Below are 20,689 nucleotides of genomic sequence, written 5' to 3' on the forward strand. Positions count from 1 at the left end.
TCAGGTGAGCGCTGCGAACCGCTCCACCAGATCGACGCGACCCGATACGATCAGCAGATCGTCGGCCGCCAGCATCGTATCGGGCCGGGCATAGGTGAAATCCTCGCGCGGGCGTTTGATGCCGACGATCGTCACGCCGTGATTGGTGCGGATCGCGGAATCGCCCAGCGTCATATCCGCCATCGACGCCGGTGCGCGGGTCTTGGCGATCGCGAAATCATCGTCGAATTCGATGTAATCGATCATGCGGCCAGTCACCATGTGCGCGACGCGTTCGCCCATCCGCGCTTCGGGATAGACGACGTGATGCGCGCCGGTCCGCTCAAGGATGCGGCCATGGCGTTCGTTGGTCGCTTTTGCCCAGATCGTCGGCACCCCCAGATCGACCAGCGCCAGCGTGGTGAGCACGCTGGCCTCCACATCGCTGCCGATGCCGACGACGGCGCTGGCGAAATCGCCCGTGCCCAATTCGCGCAGCGTCTCCACATTGGTGGTGTCGGCCTGAACCAGATGGGTCAGTCGGTCCGTCAGGCGCTGAACGCGCTCCGCATCCTCGTCGACGCCGAGCACTTCATGTCCCATGCGGATCAGCGATTCGGCGACTGCGGTGCCGAACCGACCGAGGCCGATGACCAGAACCGTGCTGGAATTGCGCGATTTGCCGCGTTTAGCCGACAATGGGAGTCTCCTCGGGATAGCGATAGGGTTTGCGCTTGCCGCCCAGTGCCAACGCGGTGGCGACGGTGATCGTGCCGACGCGCCCGACATACATCAGCACGATCAGCACCAATTGGCCCGCGGGCGGCAGATCGGCGGTAATGCCGGTGGACAGGCCGACGGTCGAAAAGGCGGAAATCGTCTCGAACATCACATCGCTGAGCGGCAGCGGCGTGATCGACAACAGGATCAGCGTGCCGATGCCGATCAGCGCGACCGCCAGCAGGACGACGGTCAACGCCTGGCGTTCGACATGCGACCCGATCCTGCGTCCGAAGATGGCCGCATCCTGCCGGCCTCGAATTTCGGACCAGACGACGATGCCGAGCAGGAAGAAGGTCGTGACCTTGATCCCGCCCGCCGTGCCCGCGCTGCCGCCGCCGATGAACATCAGCAGATAGTTGATCGACAATGTCTCGATCCGAAAACTGCCGACGTCCAGACTGTTGAACCCGGCGGTGCGCGGCATCGCCGAGTGGAAGGCGGCATTGAGCAGCTTGCCCCCCATATCCATCGGCCCCAGCGTATCGGGATTGCCCCATTCGGCCAGCAGGATCGCGATAAAGCCGACAAGGAGCAGGACGATCGTGCCGAGCACGGTGATTTTGCTATGCAGCGACCAGGTCCGCGGGCTTCGCGCGCGCATCCGCAATTCCTGCATGACCGGAAAGCCGAGCGCGGTAATGATCACCGCGATCATCACGGGCATCAGGATCAGCGCATCGGCCTGATACCCCATCAGGCTGTCCGAATAGATCGAGAAGCCGGCATTGTTGAACGCCGATACCGCATGGAACACCCCGCTCCATAGCGCTTCGCCCCATGACTGGTCATAGCCGAAGCGCAGCCGCAGCGTCAGGATGGCGGCGACCACCGCCTCGACGATCAGGGTGACGGCAAAGACCAATTTCAGGACGCCGACCGTGTCGCCGGTTTCCAGCCGGCTGCGCTCGGTCTGGGTGAGCAGGCGATTGCTGAGGCGAAGGCCGCGCCCCGCAACCAGGCCCAGCAAGGTCGCCGCGGTCATGATCCCGAACCCGCCGATCTGGAACAGCGCCAGGATGACGACCTGGCCGAACGGCGACCAGTAGGTGGCGGTATCGACCGTCACCAGCCCGGTCACCGCGACGGCGGAAGTGGCGGTGAACAAGGCGGTGATAAGCGGCGCGGCACCGGGTCCGGCACGCGCGACGGGCAAGGCGAGGATCAGCGTGCCGACCAGAATCGCGACGAGAAACACGATCGGGACCAGCCGGGTGGGATGCCGGATGCCGCTCAATTGCATCGAAAAAGCATCGTCATCGTCGTCTGGCCCTATCCGAGGGGCAGCGTGGCGGCAATGGTCGCAGCGATTCCGCTTTTTTCAGGGTGTGTCGACGATCGGATGGGTCAGGCGGACGCGGTCGAGCAAGGCTTCGATCTCGGCGATCTCGTAAGCGGAGCCCTCGGGTCGGACCGCCCAGTTGCAATGCGGGTGCGTGTCGATCGACAGCGCGCGGACAGGACCGAGCGCAAGTCGCCAGCGTCGCTGGGTGCCGCCGCAGCGGCGTGCCAGTGCGGCGACCAGCATGTCCTGAAGCTCGCTGGCGGTCATGAACGGATCTGTGCCTATCGATAAGCGGGCATCGGCCATCCATGACGGTGTCCGATGCCTGTTTCGCTTATTTCTTGCCCAGACGCTGCTTGCGCGCGGCGTAGCGCGCGTCGCGGGCTTCCTTCAACTCGGCAGCGGTGGGAAGTTTGGGGCGCGCCTTTTCGGCGGCTTCGGCAGCGGCGATGCGTTCGGCCTCGGCAGCGGCTTCGGCAGCCTCCTCGGCGGCCTTCTTTTCGGCGGCGATCCGGTCGCGCTCGGCCTGCTTCTCGGCGCGCTTTGCGGTCTGGGCGGCTTCCTTGCGCTCGGCGGCGGCGCGGCGTTCGGCGAGCACGGCTTCATCGACCGGCGGCTTGTTGCGCAGCTTTTCGAGCGCGGCCTGCTTGGCTTTGGCGGAGCGCTCTGCGCGTTCTTGGAAGGTTTGGTTGAACGAAGGCATAAGAGGATGCGGGTTCCTGATTTCGACGACGGACTCGGGGTCGCTCGCCAATCGAGCGCGGTCCGTCGCGGTTCCGATAGGGCAAAACGCGGCGTTTCGCAAAGTCGGTGATGTACTGCGGTGCGAAATCTCGCCTTTGCGGTCCCGTGCGGCTATCGGCGGGAGCAACCGGACCGATGCGAAAGTGACGCGATGACCCCCAGAGAATTGCTCGGCACCGCGCAGGTGCCCGGCGGCGAAACACTGACGCTGTATCGCCGCGGGCGCGATTTCATGATCGTGCTCGACCGCAACGAATTGATGAGCAGCCGGATGAGCGGGTCGGAGGAGGCGCTCGCGAACATGACGATCGACCGGTTGGGTGGGCGGCAAGCGCCGCACCTGCTGATTGGCGGGTACGGCATGGGATTCACACTGCGCGCAGGTCTGGCGCGTCTGGGGGCGGATGCGCGGGTGACGGTCGCCGAACTGGTGCCCGAGATCATCGAATGGGCACGCGGGCCGATGGTCGAGTTGATGGCCGGATGCTTGGACGATCCCCGCGTGGCGCTGGCGATGCAGGATGTGGCGGATGCGATCGCCGAGGGGCGCGGGCGGTACGACGCGATCCTTCTCGATGTCGATAACGGTCCCGACGGGCTGGTGCGCGGTGCGAACGATCGAATCTACACGATGCGCGGGCTGGCGGCGGCAAAGGCGGCGTTGAAGCCGCGTGGGGTGCTGGCCGTCTGGTCGGCGGGGGCGGACGCGGCCTTCACGCGGCGGCTGGGAGATGCAGGTTTTGCTGTGGACGAGGTGAAGGTGCGCGCCAGAAGCAACGGCAAGGGGCCGCAGCATGTGATCTGGTTCGCGCGGCGGGGATAAGGGGTTCCAACGAACGGGGATGGGGTTTGCGCATCCTTGTCAGGGCTGCGCCCCCAACCACCCCGTTCGGAACTTGGTCTGTGCCGGCGTCAGCGTGCCGCCGATCGCCTCGTTCCTGACCACCTCCAGCGTCGGATCGGCCGCCAGCGTCATTGTCGCGCGGTGATCCTGCCCCAATCGCGTGAAGCCGATCTCGACCCGATCCCCCGGCTTGCGCGCGGCAAGTCCGGCCGACCAATCAGCCTCGCTCGTGATCGGCGTTCCGCCCAGGCTGGTGATCCGCGCGCCCGTATCGACGCCAACAGCATAGAGCGGCGTGCCCGGCGCAGGATAGGTGCCGACGACCACGCCGCCCTCACCACCGCGGATCGGCGTAGGGCCTACCCAGGCGCTGCCCGGATTGGCGAGGCGCAGCGTCAACCCGGCCTGCGCGAGCAGCGGCGCGAAGTCGGGAAGTTGGCTATCCTCGATCTGGGTGGCGAAGAAGGTATCGGCGAAGCGCAGATCGGTGACCGTCGCCAATGCGGCTTTCAGGTCGGCGGTAACGAAGGGCCGCTCGGTGACGCCATGGCTGCGCCAGAGCGTCTGCATATAGGTGTCGAGTGTCGTCCCGCGCTGGCGGAGCGCGAGATCGAGCCCGGCGGCGATCACCGCGCCATAGAGATAATAGCTGGTGAAGATATGATCCTGGCGCGGGTCGATCGCGGTCGCGGCATCGACGAACGGCGCCCGCAGGCTCATCTCCTTCGGGCCGTGATAGCGCCTACCCGGACGATTTAGCGTGTAGTTGAGCGCGCCCGAAAGCTCGCCCAGATACTGGTCCACATCCGACACGCCCGCGCGAACGATGGCGAGTGGCCCGTAATAGCTCGTGAATCCTTCGGCGAACCAAAGGCTGGGGGTCGGATTGGCACGGGTGAAATCGAACGGTTCGAGTTCCGCCGGACGCAGTCGTTCGACCAGCCAGGCGTGGAAGAATTCGTGGGACAGCGTGCCGATCTGCGAATAATTTGCCTCCGCCAGACCCCGGTTGCCGGTCAGGATCGTCGAATTGCGGTGCTCCATCCCGTCGCCCGACGCCTGCGGCACGTAAGCGGCGATGAAGGTGTAGGCGTTGTGGTCGAAATCGGGGACGTCGCCGCCGAACACCTTGATCTGTTCGTCCACCACCTTCTTGGCCATGTCGGTGAAGCGATCGACTTCGGCCTCCGCGCCATTGTGGTGAACGGCGAGGCGGATGGTGCGCGGGGTGCCGCGATCATCGACATTCCACTCGCGCACATCATGGTCCGCCAGGCTGGTCGGACTATCCATGAAATATTGCAGGTCGGGCGCGCCGAACGTCCAGGGGCGGTTGGTCGGCACCAACTGCGTCGCTGCTTTCCAGCTATTGTTGGGCGGACGGAACCGCACGGTGATCGGGCGATCATCCTGCCCCGCCGCCCACAGGAAGGTCGCGGGCATGTTCAGATGGGAGTGCGTGGGATCGACCTGCGCATAAGTGCCGTCGGCGCGATCGGCGAACAATGTGTAGGTGACGGCGACGGTGCCGTCATGCTTGGCGACGCTCCAGCCATAAGGATCGGTGCGGGTGACGGGCAAATCGCGGCCCCGGCTGTCCTTTGCAGTGACCGAATAGACGTTCTTGGCGAATTCATGGATCGCATAACGACCGGGGGATGAGCGCGACATCTGAAACCGGACGGGTTCTGCGGGCAAGTCGGTAACGGTGACGGTGATGCGCGCTTCGTGATGCACCGCGTTTTCGAAACTGACGTCATATTCGATCGGGCGCGGCGCGTTCTGGGCACTCGCCGATGTGGCAAGTGCGACGGCGGCGGTGCCGATCAGGAAGCGGCGCATCAGTTGGTCCCCTCATTGTCTGTGGACAGGGCTAAGCGGGAACACGTCTTTGGGCAACCGTCTCGATCGAGGTGGTTGCCAATCTGTTCCGGATCGCCGACAGGAGGGGCGTGCTGCCCTATCCCGCCCTTCACGCCAGCCATGCCGGGGTCTGGATCGCAACGCCCGCTGGCGAAACCCGCGCGATCGGGCGGGGCGAGGCGATCCGGCTGGCGGCGGATATGCCGGTGCTGGTGCTGAACGCGCCGCTGGTTGGGCAACGGTTGGGGCATCCCGAACTGAACGGACTCGACCTGCTGGAACTGTTCGCGTTTCTGCACCCTGCCAAGTTTCTGGTGCCGACGCCCAAGGGTCTGGCCCGCGAAACCGGGCTGGATGAGCCGTCCGGGGATGCGGAGATAGCCGCTTTCCTGCGCGAGGTCGCTGCGCGGCTGCTGGCGGTCCCGACCGGCAATTGGGCCGAGCGCGAAGGCGCATGGCACGGGCTGCAATCGCTCGCACGCCTGCGCTGGCCCTGGGCACCGGTGCTGACCCAGGTCGTGGACAAGCCCGAGCGTGCCGAACGCTGGCTGTTCTCGAAACTGCTCGAATGGGACGAGGCAGCCCCCCGCCCTGCGCCGCGTCAGGTAACGCTGGCCGACGATGTCGTTGCCGAACGCCTTGCGATGCTGACCGGATCGGGGGCGGAACGACGTCAAGGCCAGCGCGATTTCGCGCGGGTGGCGGCAGGGGCGTTCGCGCCGCGCGCCACGCCCGACGCGCCGCATCTCGTGCTGGCCGAGGCGGGGACCGGCATCGGCAAGACGCTGGGATACCTCACCCCCGCATCGCTCTGGGCGGAGCGATCGGGCGGCGCGGTATGGATTTCCACCTATACCAAGGCGCTGCAACGCCAATTGGCACGCGAGACCGAACGACTGTTCCCCGACCCCGCGGTCCGCCGCCAGCGGGTGGTGACGCGCAAGGGCCGTGAGAACTACGTTTGCCTGCTCAATCTGGAGGATGCGCTGCAAGGCGGGTTCGCCGGACGCGCGGCGGTGCTGGCGCAGTTGGTCGCGCGCTGGGCGGCGTTCACGGCGGACGGCGACATGGTCGGCGGCGACTTGCCCGGCTGGCTGCCGGTGCTGTTCCGCCGCAATGGCGCGACCGCGCTGACCGACCGGCGCGGCGAGTGCGTTTATGCGGGGTGCCCGCATTACCGCAAATGCTTCATCGAACGCGCGGCGCGAGCGTCTGCCGAGGCCGATATCGTCATCGCCAATCACGCGCTGGTGATGGTCAACGCCGCGCGCGGGCGAGAGACCAATGCACGCCCCAGCCGCTACATCTTCGACGAAGGCCATCATCTGTTCGAGGCGGCGGATTCGATGTTCGGCGTCGCGCTGTCGGGGCAGGAGACGATCGAACTGCGCCGCTGGGTGATCGGCCCGGAAAGCCGCGCGCGCGGGCGGCGACGCGGGCTGGCGGCGCGACTGTCGGACGTTGCGAGCTATGACGAGGCCGGCGGCCGCGCGATCAACGACGCGGTGGCGGCGGCGAATGCGTTGCCGTCCGAGGGCTGGCTGGGGCGGATTGCCGAAGGCGAGCCGTACGGCGCGATCGAGGCGCTGCTCGCCGCCGTGCGCGGCTTCACCTATGCCCGCGACGAAAGCGGCGGCGCGGATGCGGGATACGGGCTGGAAACCGAGCTGGCGGAGCCCGATGCGGCGTTGGTCGAGGCGGCGGGCCCGGCGGCGGTGGCGCTCGACGCGCTCGTCCGCCCGATGATCGCGCTGGGGCGGCGGCTGGAAGCGGTGCTGGCCGAAGGACCGGACTGGATGGACGGACCCGCACGCGCGCGCATCGAAGGGGCGATCGCCTCGGTCGCATGGCGCGCGGAGACGGTGGGGGCATGGGCGGCGCTGCTGGCACGCATCGGTGGCCCCGCCGATCCCGATTTCGTCGACTGGCTGGCGGTCGATCGCATCGAAGGACGCGAAGTCGATATCGGCATCCACCGCCGCTGGTTGGACCCAACGCGCCCCTTGGCGGCGACCGTCCTGAAACAGGCGCATGGCGTGCTGGTGACCAGCGCGACGCTGCGCGCGGGCGACGACTGGGATGTGGCGGAAGCGCGATCGGGCAGCCGCCATCTGGAGCGTCCCTCGACCCATTTCGAGGCGCAGAGCCCGTTCGATTACGCATCCCAGGCAGAGGTGCTGATCGTGACCGATGTGAAGCGCGGCGATCTGGCGGCGCTGGCCAATGCCTATGGTCGGTTGATCGTGGCGAGCGGGGGTGGGACGCTGGGTCTGTTCACCGCGATCCGGCGGCTGCGCGGCGTTCACGCGCGGATCGCCGACCGGCTGGCGCGCGAAGGGCTGCCGCTGCTCGCCCAGCATGTCGATCCGGTCGATCCGGGGACGTTGGTCGACATCTTTCGCGACGATCCGCGCGCCTCGCTCATCGGCACCGATGCCTTGCGCGACGGCGTGGACGTGCCCGGCCATTCGCTGCGTCAGGTGGTGATGGAGGCGGTGCCCTGGCCCAAGCCGACCGTACTCCACGCCGCGCGCCGCATCGCCGAAGGGGGCAAGGCGTTCGACGACCGCGTCGTCCGCGCGCGGCTGGCGCAGGGGTTCGGACGGTTGATCCGCCGAGCCGACGATCGCGGCCAGTTCGTGCTGCTGTCGGCCGCGATGCCCAGCAGGTTGCTTAGCGCCTTTCCCGCAGGCACCCCCATCCGCCGCGTGACGCTGGACGAAGCGGTCGAGGCTGCAACACGGCTTTCATCCAACGCTGCCATCGGGCATGAGGAGATCAAGGTCGACGGGTAGAGGGTTTGGATGAAGACGCTGACGATATTGCGCCACGCCAAATCCGGCTGGGACGATCCCGTGCTTCGCGATTTCGACCGACCGCTCAATGCCAAGGGCCAGCGCGCCGCGCGGCTGATGGGGCATCATCTGGCGTCGCTGGGGCTGCGGTTCGATCTTGTCGTGGCTTCATCGGCGGTGCGGGTGCGAGAGACGATCGACGATTTCGCGCGCGGTTATGGCGATCTGGCCGAGCCGGAGTGGGACAAGACGCTCTATCTCGCCTCCGCCGACACGCTGCTCGACCATATCCACGCGCTGCCCGACAGTGCCGACCGGGTGCTGATGATCGGCCATAATCCGGGTCTGGAAGATCTCGTGCTGCTGCTCACCCCCAACGATGGCGGCCACGCCCGCGACGCGGTGGAGGTGAAATTCCCGACCGCCAGCGTCGCGGAAATCGACTTCGCGGTGGAGCGCTGGGCCGATGCCAAGGCAGCCGGTGGCGTGCTGGTGCGGTTTATCCGGCCACGCGATCTGGATGTCACGCTGGGGCCGGACGGGGACTGAGCCATACCGGGTAGGTATAATGATTGGGGAACGGACAGATGTGGGTAACGATGATGCTCGCCATTGTGCAGGACCTTCCCGTCGCAGAGCCCGTGGATCTTCCTAGTTGGCTATCGATGTCGGACTATCCCACGGAAGCACGTACGAACCGACAATCCGGCAATGTTCGTGTGAAGATCGATGTCGATGAAACGGGAAAGGTTCGGCGATGTGCGGTGACGCGCTCGTCCGGCCACGACGCGCTAGACGATGGGACGTGCCGCTTGGTGTCCGACAATGGCAAGTTTGTGCCTGCAACGGACAGCGCGGGCAAAATGATCGCAGGGCGTTTCACATGGTCGATGCGATGGGCCATGCCGGACACGTTAATATTGCCGCGAATGTCGTGGGAGGAAAAGGCCCTGATCCGGTTTTCCGAAGATCGCGAGATCGAAAGCTGCGAGGGCGACGGGGATGGCGAACTCCCGGCAGGCATGACCCTTTGCCTCTACTTCCATCGCGCATCGAATCTTGCCGAGGGCCAACCGATCTTTCGTGCGATTGGCAACAACAGCGTAGTTGATGCACGGAAGCAGATCATCTTTCGCGACGATAATCCGCAAGCCCTGCCGCTATTCCTGACACCGGTCACGGGATATATCAGCTACGGCACTGCGAAGATCGAGATCGCGGATGATGGCTCCATCTCCAATTGCCTGGTAGAGGATGGTGGGATTCGACCCAAGCTTTTCGACCTTTGCGCGGCAGCCCATTCGTTTAAATTCGAACCTGCGAAACAACCGACCAGTTACCGTGAAGCCATCTACCTGCAATCGATCGCAGCACCAAAATAGCGCGCAGCTCTCTCAGTGCCGGAAGTGGCGCATCCCCGTAAACACCATCGCCAGTCCTGCCTCATCCGCTGCTGCAATAACCTCATCGTCGCGGATCGAGCCGCCGGGTTGGATGACGGCGGTGGCACCGGCTTCCACCGCGGCGAGCAGGCCGTCGGCGAAGGGGAAGAAGGCGTCGGAGGCGACGGCCGAGCCGATCGTGCGGGGTTCGGACCAGCTCGCTTTTTCGGCAGCGTCCTTGGCTTTCCAGGCGGCGATGCGGGCGGACTCGAGCCGGTTCATCTGGCCTGCGCCGATCCCTGCGGTCGCACCATCCTTCGCATAGACGATCGCGTTCGATTTGACGTGCTTCGCGACGGTCCAGGCGAAGCGGCAGTCGGCGAGTTCTTGGGGCGTGGGCGCGCGCTTGGTCACCACCTTCAGCGCGTCGTCGGCGAGGACGCCGTTGTCGCGGCTTTGCACGAGCAACCCGCCTGCGATCGTCTTGACCATCAGGCCCGGACGTGTGGCATCCGGCAGGTCGCCGGTTAGCAGCAGTCGCAGATTCTTCTTCGCCGCGAACACCGCGCGGGCTTCGTCATCGGCATCGGGGGCAGCGACGACTTCGGTGAAGATTTCGGTGATCGCACGCGCGGTTTCGCCGTCGAGCGTGCGATTGACCGCGACGATGCCGCCGAATGCGGAGACGGTGTCACAGGCGAATGCCGCTTTATACGCGTCGATCAGCGTGTCGGCGCTTGCAACGCCGCAGGGGTTGGCGTGCTTGACGATGACGACCGTGGGTGGCCCGCCCGCGAACTCGGCGACCAGTTCAAGCGCGGCGTCGGCGTCGTTGTAGTTGTTGTAGCTGAGCGCCTTGCCCTGAAGCTGCTCGCTTTGTGCGATGCCGCGCGCGGCGGGGCCGTTCGAGAGATAGAGCGCGGCGGACTGGTGCGGGTTCTCGCCGTAGCGGAGTTCCTCGGCTCGCTTGAACGAGAGGGGCAGGGTCTGCGGGAAGCGCTCGCCCTGATCGGCGAAGGCGAACCACTGGGCGATGGCGGAATCGTAAGCGGCGGTGGCGGCGAACGCCTTGGCCGCGCAGCGCTTGCGGAAAGCGAGGCTGGTCGCGGCGTTGTTGGCGTCGAGCGCTTCGATCAGCTCGGCATAATCCGCGGGATCGGTGACGATGGTGACATGCGCGTGGTTCTTGGCGGCCGATCGCACCATGCTGGGGCCGCCGATGTCGATATTCTCGATCACCTCGTCGCGGCCCGCGCCGCGCGCGACGGTCTGGGCGAAGGGGTAGAGGTTGACGACCACCAGATCGATCGCGCCGATCGAGTGTTCGGTCATCGCCGCTGCGTGCTCGGGGTTGTCGCGCACCGCGAGCAAGCCGCCATGGACCATCGGGTGCAGCGTCTTAACCCGCCCGTCCATCATTTCGGGGAAGCCGGTCAGGTCGGACACGTCGCGGACCGTCAGCCCGGCGTCACGCAGCGCGGTGGCGGTGCCGCCAGTCGACACCAGTTCGATGCCGTGGCGGGCGAGCGCGGTTCCGAGGTCGACGATGCCGCTCTTGTCCGAAACGGAAAGGAGCGCGCGGGCGAGGGGGCTGTCGGTCATGCGCGCCCCTTTCGCGCGAGGGGCATATCAGCGCAACCCCCCTTGATCCGTTCGAAACGAACGGGACGGGTGCGGCGCGGATGATCAACAGCGCTGGCGCTTGCCGCGCGGTGGACCCCGGCACGGGGGCCGGGGTGGCGATTTGTCTTAGCGCCCGACCCAGTCTGCCACTTCGCTGGCGACCGTATTCGCGGCCTGGTTCAGCGCTGGGCCGACCGTGGTCGCGTCGATCGCTGTTACCGGCACCCGCGATTCGAAGCGGCGGCGTTCCAGCGCGCCGTTTTCACCGCGTTGAAGGGCGGCGTCATAGGTGACGACGGCTTCCAGTCCGGCCTCGTCCATGCCGAAATTGCGCAAATCGCCCTCGAGCCGCGCGGTCGGCGGGACAGGTGCACCGACGGGCGCGACGACGACGCGGCCCGTGCGTGCGGTGATCGTGTCGCCGAGCAGGCGCGCGAACAAGCGCGAGGGCACTTCGACCCAGACCGCGTCCTTGACATAGGCGACCTGCGTATCGCTCGACCGCACCGGCACGCGGGTCACACCGATTTCCTGCGGCGTCGCAGGCTCGGCAATGGCGATGGTCGATGCGCTGGCGCTCGACTGGCTGGCTCCTGCCTGCAATGTAGCGGCGCTGTTGAGCGTCAGCAGCGAGGGCGGCGGTTTCGCGCCGAAGCTGATGCAGCCGGCCAGCAGCAGGGCGGGGGTGAGCGCGAGGAGCTTTTTCATATGCGTTCTCACTTGGGTTCGTAGTCGGGCAGCTTGGGCTGCGAGATGATCGAGGTCGCGCCCTGTTGATCGACCTTCTCGGCGACATTGGCGAGTGCCGACGACATCGTGCGCAGATCTGCGACCAGTCGATTGACCTCAGGCACGGTCTGTTTGGAGAAAGTCTGGAGGCCCGGCCGCGCATCGCCGATCGCGGCATCCAGCGTCTCCATCGAATTCTGCGCCGATGCGATCGTCTTGTTCAGATTGGCCATTGCCGGGCGGATGTCCTGGGCGATCATCTCGTTGCTGGTCGCGGCGAGCCCACCGATTTCCTCCGCCGCAAGTCCTGCGCGCTGGATGGCGATGCGGGTTTCGGCCAGCGTCGCAGCGATTTCGGGACCACGATCGGCGAGCGCATCGGTCAAACGGTTGGTGTTCTCAAGAATACCCGCGATCGACACCTGATTGCGATCGGAGAGGAGTTCGGTCAGCCGCTCGGTCAGTGACGTCAGGCGTTCGAGCAATTGCGGCGCTGAGGAAAGCAGCGCGCCCAATCCGCCTTGGCGAGTGGGGATCACCGGCACGCCTTCGGGACAGGCAGCCTTGGTGTTCACCTCGGGGCAGGCGAGTGGACGGGCACCCTTTACCGCGCCGTCGAGCTGGATTTGGCTGACTCCGGTAAAACCAATGCCCTGGATCGAGGCGACGGTGCCCTCAAGGATCGGCACATCGGCATTCACCGAAATGCGCACGCGGACGAATTGGGGATCGGGCTGGTAGAGCGTGATTTCCTTCACTTGGCCCGACGGCACGCCCGAAAACGCCACCGGCGATCCGCGGTTGATGCCGTCGACCGCCTGTTTGAAGAAGATGTCATACTCACGCTCTTCGGAACCGCTGAGCCGTGCGAGCCAGACCGTGAACAGTGCCAGGACGAGCAGCAGGATCAGCACGACGGCCCCCACCAGCACATGGTTCGAACGTGTTTCCATCAGCTTGTCGCCTTTGCAGCGCGATCCGCGCTATCGACTGCCGCGCGACCGCGCGGTCCATTGAAATATTCCTGGATCCACTTGTGATCGGTGGCCAGCAATTCGTCGATCGTGCCGATCGCGATCACCTTCTTGTCGGCCAATACCGCCACCCGATCACAGATCGCATAGAGCGTATCGAGGTCGTGGGTAATCAGGAAGACCGTCAGGCCCAGCGTCTTTTGCAGCGACCGGGTCAGTTCATCGAACGCCGCCGCGCCGATAGGATCGAGCCCGGCGGTCGGCTCGTCGAGGAACAGCAATTCCGGGTCCATCGCCAGCGCGCGGGCAAGCCCGGCGCGCTTCTTCATGCCGCCGGACAGCTCGGCCGGATATTTGGGTCCGGCTTCGGGGCCAAGACCCGTCATCACCACCTTGTACGCCGCAATCTCGTCGATCAGCGCCGGGCTAAGCTCGGGATAGAATTCGCGAAGTGGAACCTGAATGTTTTCCGCAACGGTCAGCGTCGAGAATAGCGCACCGCCCTGAAAGAGCACGCCCCACCGCTTGCGGACGTCGATCGATTCGGTTTCATCCTCATCGACTTCGCTGCCGAATACAGAGATTTCGCCTTCATCGGGGGTCTGAAGCCCGATGATCGATCGCATCAGCACCGATTTGCCGGTGCCCGATCCGCCCACCACGCCCAGGATTTCGCCGCGACGCACGTCGAGGTCGAGCCCCTCATGAATGACCTGCTCGCCGAAGCTGTTTTTGAGTCCGCGGACGCGGATGATCGATTCCTCGCGGCTCATATCCAGCCGATCCGTTCGAAGAACACCGCGAAGAACGCGTCGAGGACGATGACGAGGAAGATCGCCTGCACCACTGCCGACGTCGTGCGCAGGCCGACCTGTTCGGCGTCCGATTCGACCTGCATCCCCTGATAACAGCCCGACATCGCGATGATCGCACCGAACACCGGCGCCTTGATCAGCCCGACATAAAGGTCGGTGATGGGCACGACTTCCTGAATGCGCTGAATGAAGGTGACGGGCGGAATGCCAAGCGCCGCCCAGCAATATAGGCCACCGCCGATGATCGAAATCATCGATGCGTAGAAACCCAGCAGCGGCATCAGCAACACCGCGGCGAAGAAGCGCGGCAGCACCAGCGCCTCCATCGGCGACACGCCGATGGTGCGCATCGCGTCGATTTCCTCGGTCAGCTTCATCGTGCCAAGCTGGGCAGCAAAGGCGCTGCCCGAACGTCCGGCGACCATGATCGCGGTCATCAACAGTCCCAGTTCGCGCAGCGTCAGCCGCCCGATCAGGTTGATCGTGAAGACTTCCGCACCGAACTGGCGCAGCTGCACTGCACCCTGCTGGGCGATGACGATGCCGATCAGGAAACTCATCAGCCCGATGATGCCGAGCGCGGACACGCCGACCACCTCGAACCGGTGGACGGTGGCATTGAAGCGGAACCGGCTGGGGTGCCGGATGACGTTGCCGAGCGCGATGGTGGTCGCGCCCATGAATCCGATCAGGCCAAGCGTCGATCGGCCCGCGATCGACACCGCCTCGCCGACTTCGCCCAGCACGCGGGTGAAGGACGATCCGTGCTTGATCGGCTTCGCGATCGGCTCGTCGGCGCCCTTGACCTTGGCCATCAGCCGCTGCCCGTCGTCGCTCAGCCCGTCGATCGGCGTATCGTTGCGCGTGGCCAGCCGGTGGACGACCCAAGCACCCACGGTATCGATCCGATTGACGCCCGCCATGTCGATGCGATCGATTTGCCCGGCGTCGCGGTCGAGCCGGTCAGGCAGGTCGCCCATCCGTGCCAGCGACAGGTCGCCGTTCAGGCGTAACGTCCTGCCGCCATCCTTTTCGTCGATCTGAAAGTCGGCTGCGGCGCTCATCGGGCGCATCCTTGGTCGATTTTGGCTGAAACGGCAAGGTTTTCAGCGCATAGGCAAAAGCCATGCAAGCACGACCGCATCGCATCGCCATTTACGACATGGACAAGACGATTACGCGCGCGCCGACCTGGACGCCGTTTCTGGTCCACGCCGCGCGAAACCGTGCGCCGTGGCGGCTGGCGCTGATGCCGATCGCGGGGCTGTATGGCCTCGGCTATGCCACCAAATTGATCGACCGGGCGCGGCTCAAACAGCTGACCCAACAGCTGATGGTCGGGCGCTTTACCTCGCGCGCCGACATGCGCGCGCTGGCCGACAGCTTTGCCGAGCGGACCTGTGCGACCGGATTGTTCGAGGATGCCCGCGCACGAATCGCGCAGGACCACGCCCAAGGGTTTCGGCTGGTGCTCGCGACCGCATCGTTCGGCTATTACGTCGAATCGATCGCCGAGCAGCTGGGGTTCGACGGGGTGATCGCCACCCGTTCGCGGTTCCATGACGACGACCGCATCACCGCCCTGATCGACGGCGAGAATTGCTATGGGCCGGGCAAATTGCGGATGGTCGAGGCGTGGTTCGCCGATCAGGGGATTGATCGCGCCGATGCGGAGGTACGCTTCTATTCGGATCATGTGTCCGATGCGCCGGCGATGGAATGGGCCGACGAGGCATTCGCGACCAACCCCCATCCGCCGCTGCGAAAGCTGGCAAAGGCCAAGGGATGGACCGTGCTCGACTGGGGCAAGTGAGGGTCGACTTGCCCACATTTCCAATCCGTCACCCCGGACTTGTTCCGGGGTCCACTAAGCCGCTTACGCAACGTTTGGTGATTAAGCGTGGTCATTCGCCGCCCGGTGGAGCCCGGAACAAGTCCGGGGTGACGGCTATCTTCTCGGAAAACGCTCAAAGCATCACGTCGACGGTGTGGATGAACAGGCCGACCAGCCCGCCGACCAACGTCCCGTTGATGCGGATATATTGCAGGTCGCGGCCCACCGCATTTTCCAGCCGCCCGGTGATGGTGCGCGCGTCCCAGCCGCGGATCGTGTCCGAGACCAGCTTCACGATCGAATCGCCATAGTCCGCGGCTGCGCCCACCGCCGCGCGGCGCGCGAAGCGGTTGATCGTGGCAGCCAGCGCCTCGTCCTTTTCGAGCGTGGTGCCCAGCTGGCGCAGAGCCTCTCCGAACTTACCCGCCATCGCCGCCTCCGGGTCGCGCGCCATGCGCAGCATCGAGGCGCGGCCCTGTTCCCATAGTCCGCCGATCCAGCGCTGAAAGGCGGGGTTATCGAGCAGCTCCTCCTTGACCCGGTCGGCCTTGGCCTGCGTTTCGACATCGAATTGCAGGTCGAAAGCGAGTTTCTGAAGCGCGTCCTCGGCCTTCAGGCGCAGCGGGTGGCCGGGATCGGAAGCCATGTCGGCGACCAATTTGGTCAGCCCGTCGATGATCCCGTTCGCCAGTCGCTCGTCGAGGCCAGTCCAGCGCATCAGCGTGTTGGCGCGGCGTTCCACCATATCGCGGATCAGGTGTTCGTTGGCGTCGAGCGTCCGCGCCATCCAGCGGATCGCAGCGTCGAGCAACGGCAGATGCCGGTTCTCCGCCAGCGCGGCCGCGATCGACTGACCCAATATCGGCCCGATATTGGTGGCGCGCAGCCGACTGGCGATGGCGCCCTTCACCATCCCGCCCAACCGCTCCTGATCGAGCGATTCGAGCAGGTCCGCGGCCATGCGCGATGCGCCGTGGCGTAACCTTCCGCCGCCTTCGGGGGGATGCGCGAGCCAGCGCCCGGCGGCGCTTGCGACGTCGAGCCGACGCATCCGCCGCGCGACGACTGCAGGTACCAGGAAATAATCACGCAGGAAGCGCGCGAGCGAATCGGCGATGCGATCCTTGTTGCGCGGCACGATCGCGGTATGCGGGATGGGGAGGCCGAGCGGATGGCGGAACAAGGCGGTGACCGCGAACCAGTCGGCGATGCCGCCGATCATCGCGGCTTCCGCGAACGACTGGACGAAGCCCCAGACCGGATCGCGGTCGATCAATGCGCGCGAGACGAAGAACACCACCGCCATCGCGACGAGCAATAACGTCGCGATGGCGCGCATCCGGCGCAATTCGGGCGGTGGCAACTCTCCGGGGGGAGCGATGCGGGCGAACAGGTTCATCGCCGTAACAATCCCCGAAACCGGGGAAGGTTCACTTCCAGGCGTGGGCACCACTCGTTCGCATGTGCCCTTGGCGCCAGCATATCATCGATAGCCGGACACGATTCCCGAACGAAGAAAAGCACTTCGTTCGTCAACCGCCGTTATCGTGCCGAACAGCCCAAGCCGCCAACGAAGGTGTCCCAGATCCATTCCGCAGCCGAACAGGTCTGTGCCTGAGGCGTGGGTAATGATGCCGTTGCAAAGACTGTTACCGCCACAGCCGCCATGATGATTTTCAAGATACCCTCCCACAATATTGGTCGGCAGCATGTTAAACCCGGTGCTGTCGACAAGAAATTTGCAGAAAGTGAAGATCAGCGCAACCGCCGCCACCGCGGATTGCCCGTGTGAGCTTTTCCACCCGAACAAATTGTCCGGCTTTAGCGATCCCATAGATTTGGGACTGAACGAGGCAAGCGACCGATCGGACGTCACCACTCACTCGGCAGGTTTCGGATGATCGCCCTGACCATAGCCCAGTGCGCCACCCGGTTTGTGGTCGATCGCGGGGCCGATCACTTCGGACCCGTCATCGCCGGGTTTGTAGGTCAGCAATCGACGTGCCAGCCGCGGTCCGACCCAGCGCTCCACCCCGACCGCCAGGCTGAAGGTGGCGGGCACGATCAACAGCGTCAGCAAGGTTGAAAGCAGCAGTCCGCCGATCACCACGACCCCCATCGGCGATCGCCATGAGGAATCGCCGCCAAGCGAGATCGCGGTGGGCACCATGCCCGCGGTCATCGCGATGGTGGTCATCACGATCGGCTGGGCGCGCTTGTGCCCTGCGTCCATGATCGCGGTGAACTTATCGACGCCCTTGTCCATTTCCTCCAGCGCGAAGTCGATCAGCAGGATCGAATTCTTGGCGACGATGCCGAGCAGCATCAGCAGCCCGATATAAACGGGCAGAGAGATTTCCTTGCCAGTGATGAGCAGCGCGAGCAGCCCGCCAAGCGGTGCGAGCAGCAACGAGCCCATGTTGACGAACGGTGGCATGATGCGTTTGTAGAGGAGAACCAGCACGGCAAACACGAGCATGATCCCTGAAATGACCGCGACGACGAAGTTCGTGATCATCTCGGCCTGCCATTTGGCGGGACCGACATCCAGTTCCGTAACGCCGATCGGCAGGTCGGCCATCGTCGGCAATGCCTTGATCTGCTTCATCGCTTCGCCCGAGACATAGGGCTTGCCCGTCTTGGGATCGACACCCAGATCGGCACCGATCACCAATCGGCGCATCTGGTTGATGCGATCGATCTGGGTCGGTCCAGCGCCGAAATCGATTTCCGCGACGACCGACAGCGGCACCGCCCCCCCCGACTGAGTGGGAACGGGCAGGTTCTGGATCGTCGAAAGCTGGGTGCGCGAATCCTCCGATAGCGCGACGCGGATGGGCACCTGGCGGTCCGACAGCGAGAACCGCGCGCTGTTCTGATCGATATCACCCAAGGTTGCGATGCGGATCGCACTGGAAAGTGCTTGCGTCGTCACACCCAGATTGGCGGCGAGATCGAGCCTTGGGCGGATGACGATTTCCGGACGCTGCAGATCACCGGAAATGCGCGGCGCGACGATCGTCCCCAGTCCCTGCATTTCCGTCATGATCTTTTGTGCGGTTTCGTTCAGCAGCGCAGGGTCGTCACCGCCCAGCGTGATGCTGAGGTCGCGGCCCGAGGATCCCCAGCCGAACTGCGAGCGGAACGACACGCGAGCATCCGGAATAGCGGCCAATTGTTGCGCCAGGCCGCGTTCGAAATCGACGCTGGTGAATTCGCGTTCGTCGGCCAGCATCGCCGTAACCCGCCCATTGCCGACGAAACTGCGTGCATAGGTATCGGTCACGCCAGGTTGCTGGGCGAGAATACCGTTGACCTGCTGGACCACGCGATCGGTCTGTTCCAGCGTCGAGCCCGGGACCATCTCGATATTGGCGGTGACATTGTCGCGGTCCTGCGCAGGCTGGAACGCCTGGGGCAGCATCATGAACACGATCCCGGTCGCGACCAGCGCAGTGGCCCCCGCGACGATCGCCGACCAGCGGTGACGCAGCGTCCAGCGCAGGATTTTCATATACTGGTCCATGATCCAGCCTTCGCCGTGGCTGGCATGGCCTTTTGCTTTCAGGAAATAGGCCGCCAACAATGGTGTGATCAGTCGCGCCACGGCAAGCGAGATCAGCACGGCAGCAACCACCGTCAGACCGAAATTCTTGAAATATTGACCCGAAATGCCGGGCATCAGGCCAACGGGCAGAAACACCGCGACGATCGCCATCGTCGTTGCCAACACCGCCAAACCGATTTCGTCGGCAGCGTCGATCGATGCCTGATAGGCGGATTTGCCCATCCGCATATGACGAACGATGTTCTCGATTTCGACGATCGCGTCATCGACCAGCACGCCCGCCACCAGGCTGAGTGCAAGCAGCGTCATCTGGTTGAGCGTAAAGCCCATCATGTCCATGAACCAGAAGGCGGGGATGGCCGACAGCGGGATCGCAAGGGCGGAAATGATCGTCGCGCGCCAGTCGCGCAGAAACAGAAACACCACTAGGATTGCCAGCGCCGCGCCTTCCAGCAGTGCCGCGATCGCGCTGTTATATTGTTCCTCGGCATATTGGACGTTGTTGAACAGCAGTTCGAATTGAACGTCCGGGTTGCGCGTCGCCAAGGCCTCCAACTTCTCCTGCGCGCCGTAGAAAACCTCGACGTCGGAGGCACCCTTTGCGCGCTTGATGTCGAATGCCAGTACCTGACGGCCGTTATATTCGGCCGACGAGCGCTGTTCGGCATACAGGTCGCGGACCCGTCCGAGGTCGGCCAACCGAACGGTGCGTCCGCCGCCGATCGAAATCTGCGACTGGCTGAGCGCATAGGCGTCTTCGGCATTGCCCAGCACGCGGACCGATTGTTCGGAACCCGCGATTTCCGCGCGTCCGCCGGCGGCGTTGACGTTCGTCTGGCGGAGCTGCTGGTTCACCTGGCTTGCGGTGATGCCGTAGGATTGCAGACGTGCGGGGTCGAGGATGACGCGGATTTCGCGACTGACCCCGCCGATGCGCTCGACCGTCGACATGCCCGATACCGCGAGCAGTTCCTTGGCCACGGTGTTGTCGACATACCAGCTCAGCTCTTCCATCGTCATGTCGGTGGCGATGGCAGTGAAACTGGCGAGATCGCTGTCGGTGGTGTTCGCGCGATAGACCTGCGGCTCAAGGATGCCGTCGGGCAACTGGCTGCGAATCTGGTTGACGGCTTCGCGCACGTCGGTGACGGCGCGGTCGATCGGCGTGCCGATGTCGAGCTGTACGACAGTGGTCGAGCTGCCTTCGGTGACGGTCGAGCTAAGCTGATCGATTCCCTGGAGCGAGCGCAGCGACGCTTCGACCCGTTGGGTGACCTGGGTTTCGAGTTCGGTCGGCGCGGCACCGGGCTGGCTGATGACGACGATCGCGATCGGAAATTCGATATCCGGCTCGTTATTCACTTCCATCTGCATGAAGCTGACGATCCCGGCGATCGTCAGCGCCAGGAACAGCACGAGCGGCGCGACAGGATTGCGGATCGCCCAGGCCGACATGTTGCGGAAGTTCATGGTT

Annotated in this window: 18 protein-coding genes; 5 read left to right on the forward strand and 13 right to left on the reverse strand. The window is 64.7% G+C overall.

What is annotated here, in order from left to right; all coding sequences use genetic code 11:
• From ENHY17A_RS02180 to ENHY17A_RS02195, 4 genes are all read right to left on the reverse strand, one after another.
• Complete coding sequence (locus ENHY17A_RS02180; protein ID WP_236547697.1) at positions 1-678, reverse strand: potassium channel family protein; 678 nt, start codon at positions 676-678, stop codon at positions 1-3.
• Positions 668-1,996, reverse strand: a complete 1,329-nt coding sequence (locus ENHY17A_RS02185) for a TrkH family potassium uptake protein (RefSeq protein ID WP_443018282.1) — start codon at positions 1,994-1,996, stop codon at positions 668-670. Before ENHY17A_RS02185 ends, ENHY17A_RS02180 begins: the two co-directional genes overlap by 11 nt.
• Before the next feature lie 84 nt (positions 1,997-2,080).
• Entirely contained in the window at positions 2,081-2,311 is a 231-nt protein-coding gene (locus tag ENHY17A_RS02190; protein WP_159709663.1) for a hypothetical protein, read from the reverse strand.
• Positions 2,312-2,378: 67 nt separating this feature from the next.
• Positions 2,379-2,747 (reverse strand): DUF6481 family protein, encoded by a 369-nt coding sequence (locus ENHY17A_RS02195; protein WP_159709665.1) that lies wholly within the window; start codon positions 2,745-2,747, stop codon positions 2,379-2,381.
• A gap of 192 nt (positions 2,748-2,939) precedes the next feature.
• On the opposite strand from ENHY17A_RS02195, the gene ENHY17A_RS02200 reads away from it, so the two are divergent.
• The gene (locus tag ENHY17A_RS02200; RefSeq protein WP_159709667.1) at positions 2,940-3,611 is read left to right on the forward strand and encodes a spermidine synthase; all 672 of its coding nucleotides are present in this window, start codon (positions 2,940-2,942) and stop codon (positions 3,609-3,611) included.
• 39 nt (positions 3,612-3,650) lie between these two features.
• Here ENHY17A_RS02200 and ENHY17A_RS02205 read toward each other — a convergent pair whose 3' ends face one another.
• A complete protein-coding gene (locus ENHY17A_RS02205; protein ID WP_159709669.1) occupies positions 3,651-5,474 on the reverse strand; it encodes a M61 family metallopeptidase in 1,824 nt (607 codons plus the stop codon).
• A 110-nt stretch (positions 5,475-5,584) separates the two neighbouring features.
• On the opposite strand from ENHY17A_RS02205, the gene ENHY17A_RS02210 reads away from it, so the two are divergent.
• From ENHY17A_RS02210 to ENHY17A_RS02220, 3 genes are all read left to right on the forward strand, one after another.
• Positions 5,585-8,290, forward strand: coding sequence for an ATP-dependent DNA helicase (locus ENHY17A_RS02210; protein ID WP_159714031.1), 2,706 nt, complete (start codon positions 5,585-5,587; stop codon positions 8,288-8,290).
• Positions 8,291-8,299: 9 nt separating this feature from the next.
• A complete protein-coding gene (locus tag ENHY17A_RS02215; protein ID WP_159709671.1) occupies positions 8,300-8,839 on the forward strand; it encodes a SixA phosphatase family protein in 540 nt (179 codons plus the stop codon).
• Positions 8,840-8,955: 116 nt separating this feature from the next.
• Positions 8,956-9,672, forward strand: coding sequence for an energy transducer TonB (locus ENHY17A_RS02220; RefSeq protein ID WP_236547698.1), 717 nt, complete (start codon positions 8,956-8,958; stop codon positions 9,670-9,672).
• 12 nt (positions 9,673-9,684) lie between these two features.
• Here ENHY17A_RS02220 and purH read toward each other — a convergent pair whose 3' ends face one another.
• From purH to ENHY17A_RS02245, 5 genes are all read right to left on the reverse strand, one after another.
• On the reverse strand, positions 9,685-11,274 hold the full coding sequence (gene purH, locus ENHY17A_RS02225; protein WP_159709675.1) for a bifunctional phosphoribosylaminoimidazolecarboxamide formyltransferase/IMP cyclohydrolase: 1,590 nt from the start codon (positions 11,272-11,274) through the stop codon (positions 9,685-9,687).
• Positions 11,275-11,421: 147 nt separating this feature from the next.
• Positions 11,422-12,003, reverse strand: coding sequence for an ABC-type transport auxiliary lipoprotein family protein (locus ENHY17A_RS02230; protein ID WP_159709677.1), 582 nt, complete (start codon positions 12,001-12,003; stop codon positions 11,422-11,424).
• An 8-nt stretch (positions 12,004-12,011) separates the two neighbouring features.
• A complete protein-coding gene (locus tag ENHY17A_RS02235) occupies positions 12,012-12,977 on the reverse strand; it encodes an MlaD family protein (protein WP_159709679.1) in 966 nt (321 codons plus the stop codon).
• On the reverse strand, positions 12,977-13,771 hold the full coding sequence (locus tag ENHY17A_RS02240) for an ABC transporter ATP-binding protein (protein ID WP_159709681.1): 795 nt from the start codon (positions 13,769-13,771) through the stop codon (positions 12,977-12,979). Before ENHY17A_RS02240 ends, ENHY17A_RS02235 begins: the two co-directional genes overlap by 1 nt.
• On the reverse strand, positions 13,768-14,877 hold the full coding sequence (locus ENHY17A_RS02245) for an ABC transporter permease (RefSeq protein ID WP_159709683.1): 1,110 nt from the start codon (positions 14,875-14,877) through the stop codon (positions 13,768-13,770). The genes ENHY17A_RS02240 and ENHY17A_RS02245 overlap by 4 nt, the downstream gene beginning before the upstream one ends.
• A gap of 62 nt (positions 14,878-14,939) precedes the next feature.
• Between ENHY17A_RS02245 and ENHY17A_RS02250 the strand changes: the two genes are divergently transcribed.
• On the forward strand, positions 14,940-15,626 hold the full coding sequence (locus tag ENHY17A_RS02250; protein ID WP_236547699.1) for an HAD family hydrolase: 687 nt from the start codon (positions 14,940-14,942) through the stop codon (positions 15,624-15,626).
• A 154-nt stretch (positions 15,627-15,780) separates the two neighbouring features.
• Here the strand turns inward: ENHY17A_RS02250 and ENHY17A_RS02255 are convergent, their stop codons facing one another.
• The 3 genes from ENHY17A_RS02255 to ENHY17A_RS02265 all read right to left on the reverse strand — a co-directional run bounded on the left by ENHY17A_RS02255 (position 15,781) and on the right by ENHY17A_RS02265 (position 20,685).
• Positions 15,781-17,046, reverse strand: a complete 1,266-nt coding sequence (locus ENHY17A_RS02255) for a DUF445 domain-containing protein (RefSeq protein ID WP_236547700.1) — start codon at positions 17,044-17,046, stop codon at positions 15,781-15,783.
• An 84-nt stretch (positions 17,047-17,130) separates the two neighbouring features.
• Positions 17,131-17,481, reverse strand: a complete 351-nt coding sequence (locus tag ENHY17A_RS02260) for a hypothetical protein (protein ID WP_236547701.1) — start codon at positions 17,479-17,481, stop codon at positions 17,131-17,133.
• 45 nt (positions 17,482-17,526) lie between these two features.
• Positions 17,527-20,685 (reverse strand): efflux RND transporter permease subunit, encoded by a 3,159-nt coding sequence (locus ENHY17A_RS02265; protein WP_159709687.1) that lies wholly within the window; start codon positions 20,683-20,685, stop codon positions 17,527-17,529.
• Between the last annotated feature and the right edge of the window lie 4 nt (positions 20,686-20,689).

This window comes from Sphingomonas sp. AX6 (assembly GCF_902506605.1).
GTDB lineage: Bacteria > Pseudomonadota > Alphaproteobacteria > Sphingomonadales > Sphingomonadaceae > Sphingomonas.

Coding starts and splice junctions, on each gene's coding strand:
- ENHY17A_RS02250 (WP_236547699.1), top strand. CDS start 14,940: ATGCAAGCACGACCGCATCGCATCGCCATTTACGACATGGACAAGACG.
- ENHY17A_RS02245 (WP_159709683.1), bottom strand. CDS start 14,877: ATGAGCGCCGCAGCCGACTTTCAGATCGACGAAAAGGATGGCGGCAGG.
- purH (WP_159709675.1), bottom strand. CDS start 11,274: ATGACCGACAGCCCCCTCGCCCGCGCGCTCCTTTCCGTTTCGGACAAG.
- ENHY17A_RS02260 (WP_236547701.1), bottom strand. CDS start 17,481: ATGGGATCGCTAAAGCCGGACAATTTGTTCGGGTGGAAAAGCTCACAC.
- ENHY17A_RS02190 (WP_159709663.1), bottom strand. CDS start 2,311: ATGACCGCCAGCGAGCTTCAGGACATGCTGGTCGCCGCACTGGCACGC.
- ENHY17A_RS02200 (WP_159709667.1), top strand. CDS start 2,940: ATGACCCCCAGAGAATTGCTCGGCACCGCGCAGGTGCCCGGCGGCGAA.
- ENHY17A_RS02220 (WP_236547698.1), top strand. CDS start 8,956: ATGTCGGACTATCCCACGGAAGCACGTACGAACCGACAATCCGGCAAT.
- ENHY17A_RS02215 (WP_159709671.1), top strand. CDS start 8,300: ATGAAGACGCTGACGATATTGCGCCACGCCAAATCCGGCTGGGACGAT.
- ENHY17A_RS02205 (WP_159709669.1), bottom strand. CDS start 5,474: ATGCGCCGCTTCCTGATCGGCACCGCCGCCGTCGCACTTGCCACATCG.
- ENHY17A_RS02195 (WP_159709665.1), bottom strand. CDS start 2,747: ATGCCTTCGTTCAACCAAACCTTCCAAGAACGCGCAGAGCGCTCCGCC.
- ENHY17A_RS02235 (WP_159709679.1), bottom strand. CDS start 12,977: ATGGAAACACGTTCGAACCATGTGCTGGTGGGGGCCGTCGTGCTGATC.
- ENHY17A_RS02230 (WP_159709677.1), bottom strand. CDS start 12,003: ATGAAAAAGCTCCTCGCGCTCACCCCCGCCCTGCTGCTGGCCGGCTGC.
- ENHY17A_RS02265 (WP_159709687.1), bottom strand. CDS start 20,685: ATGAACTTCCGCAACATGTCGGCCTGGGCGATCCGCAATCCTGTCGCG.
- ENHY17A_RS02240 (WP_159709681.1), bottom strand. CDS start 13,771: ATGAGCCGCGAGGAATCGATCATCCGCGTCCGCGGACTCAAAAACAGC.
- ENHY17A_RS02255 (WP_236547700.1), bottom strand. CDS start 17,046: ATGAACCTGTTCGCCCGCATCGCTCCCCCCGGAGAGTTGCCACCGCCC.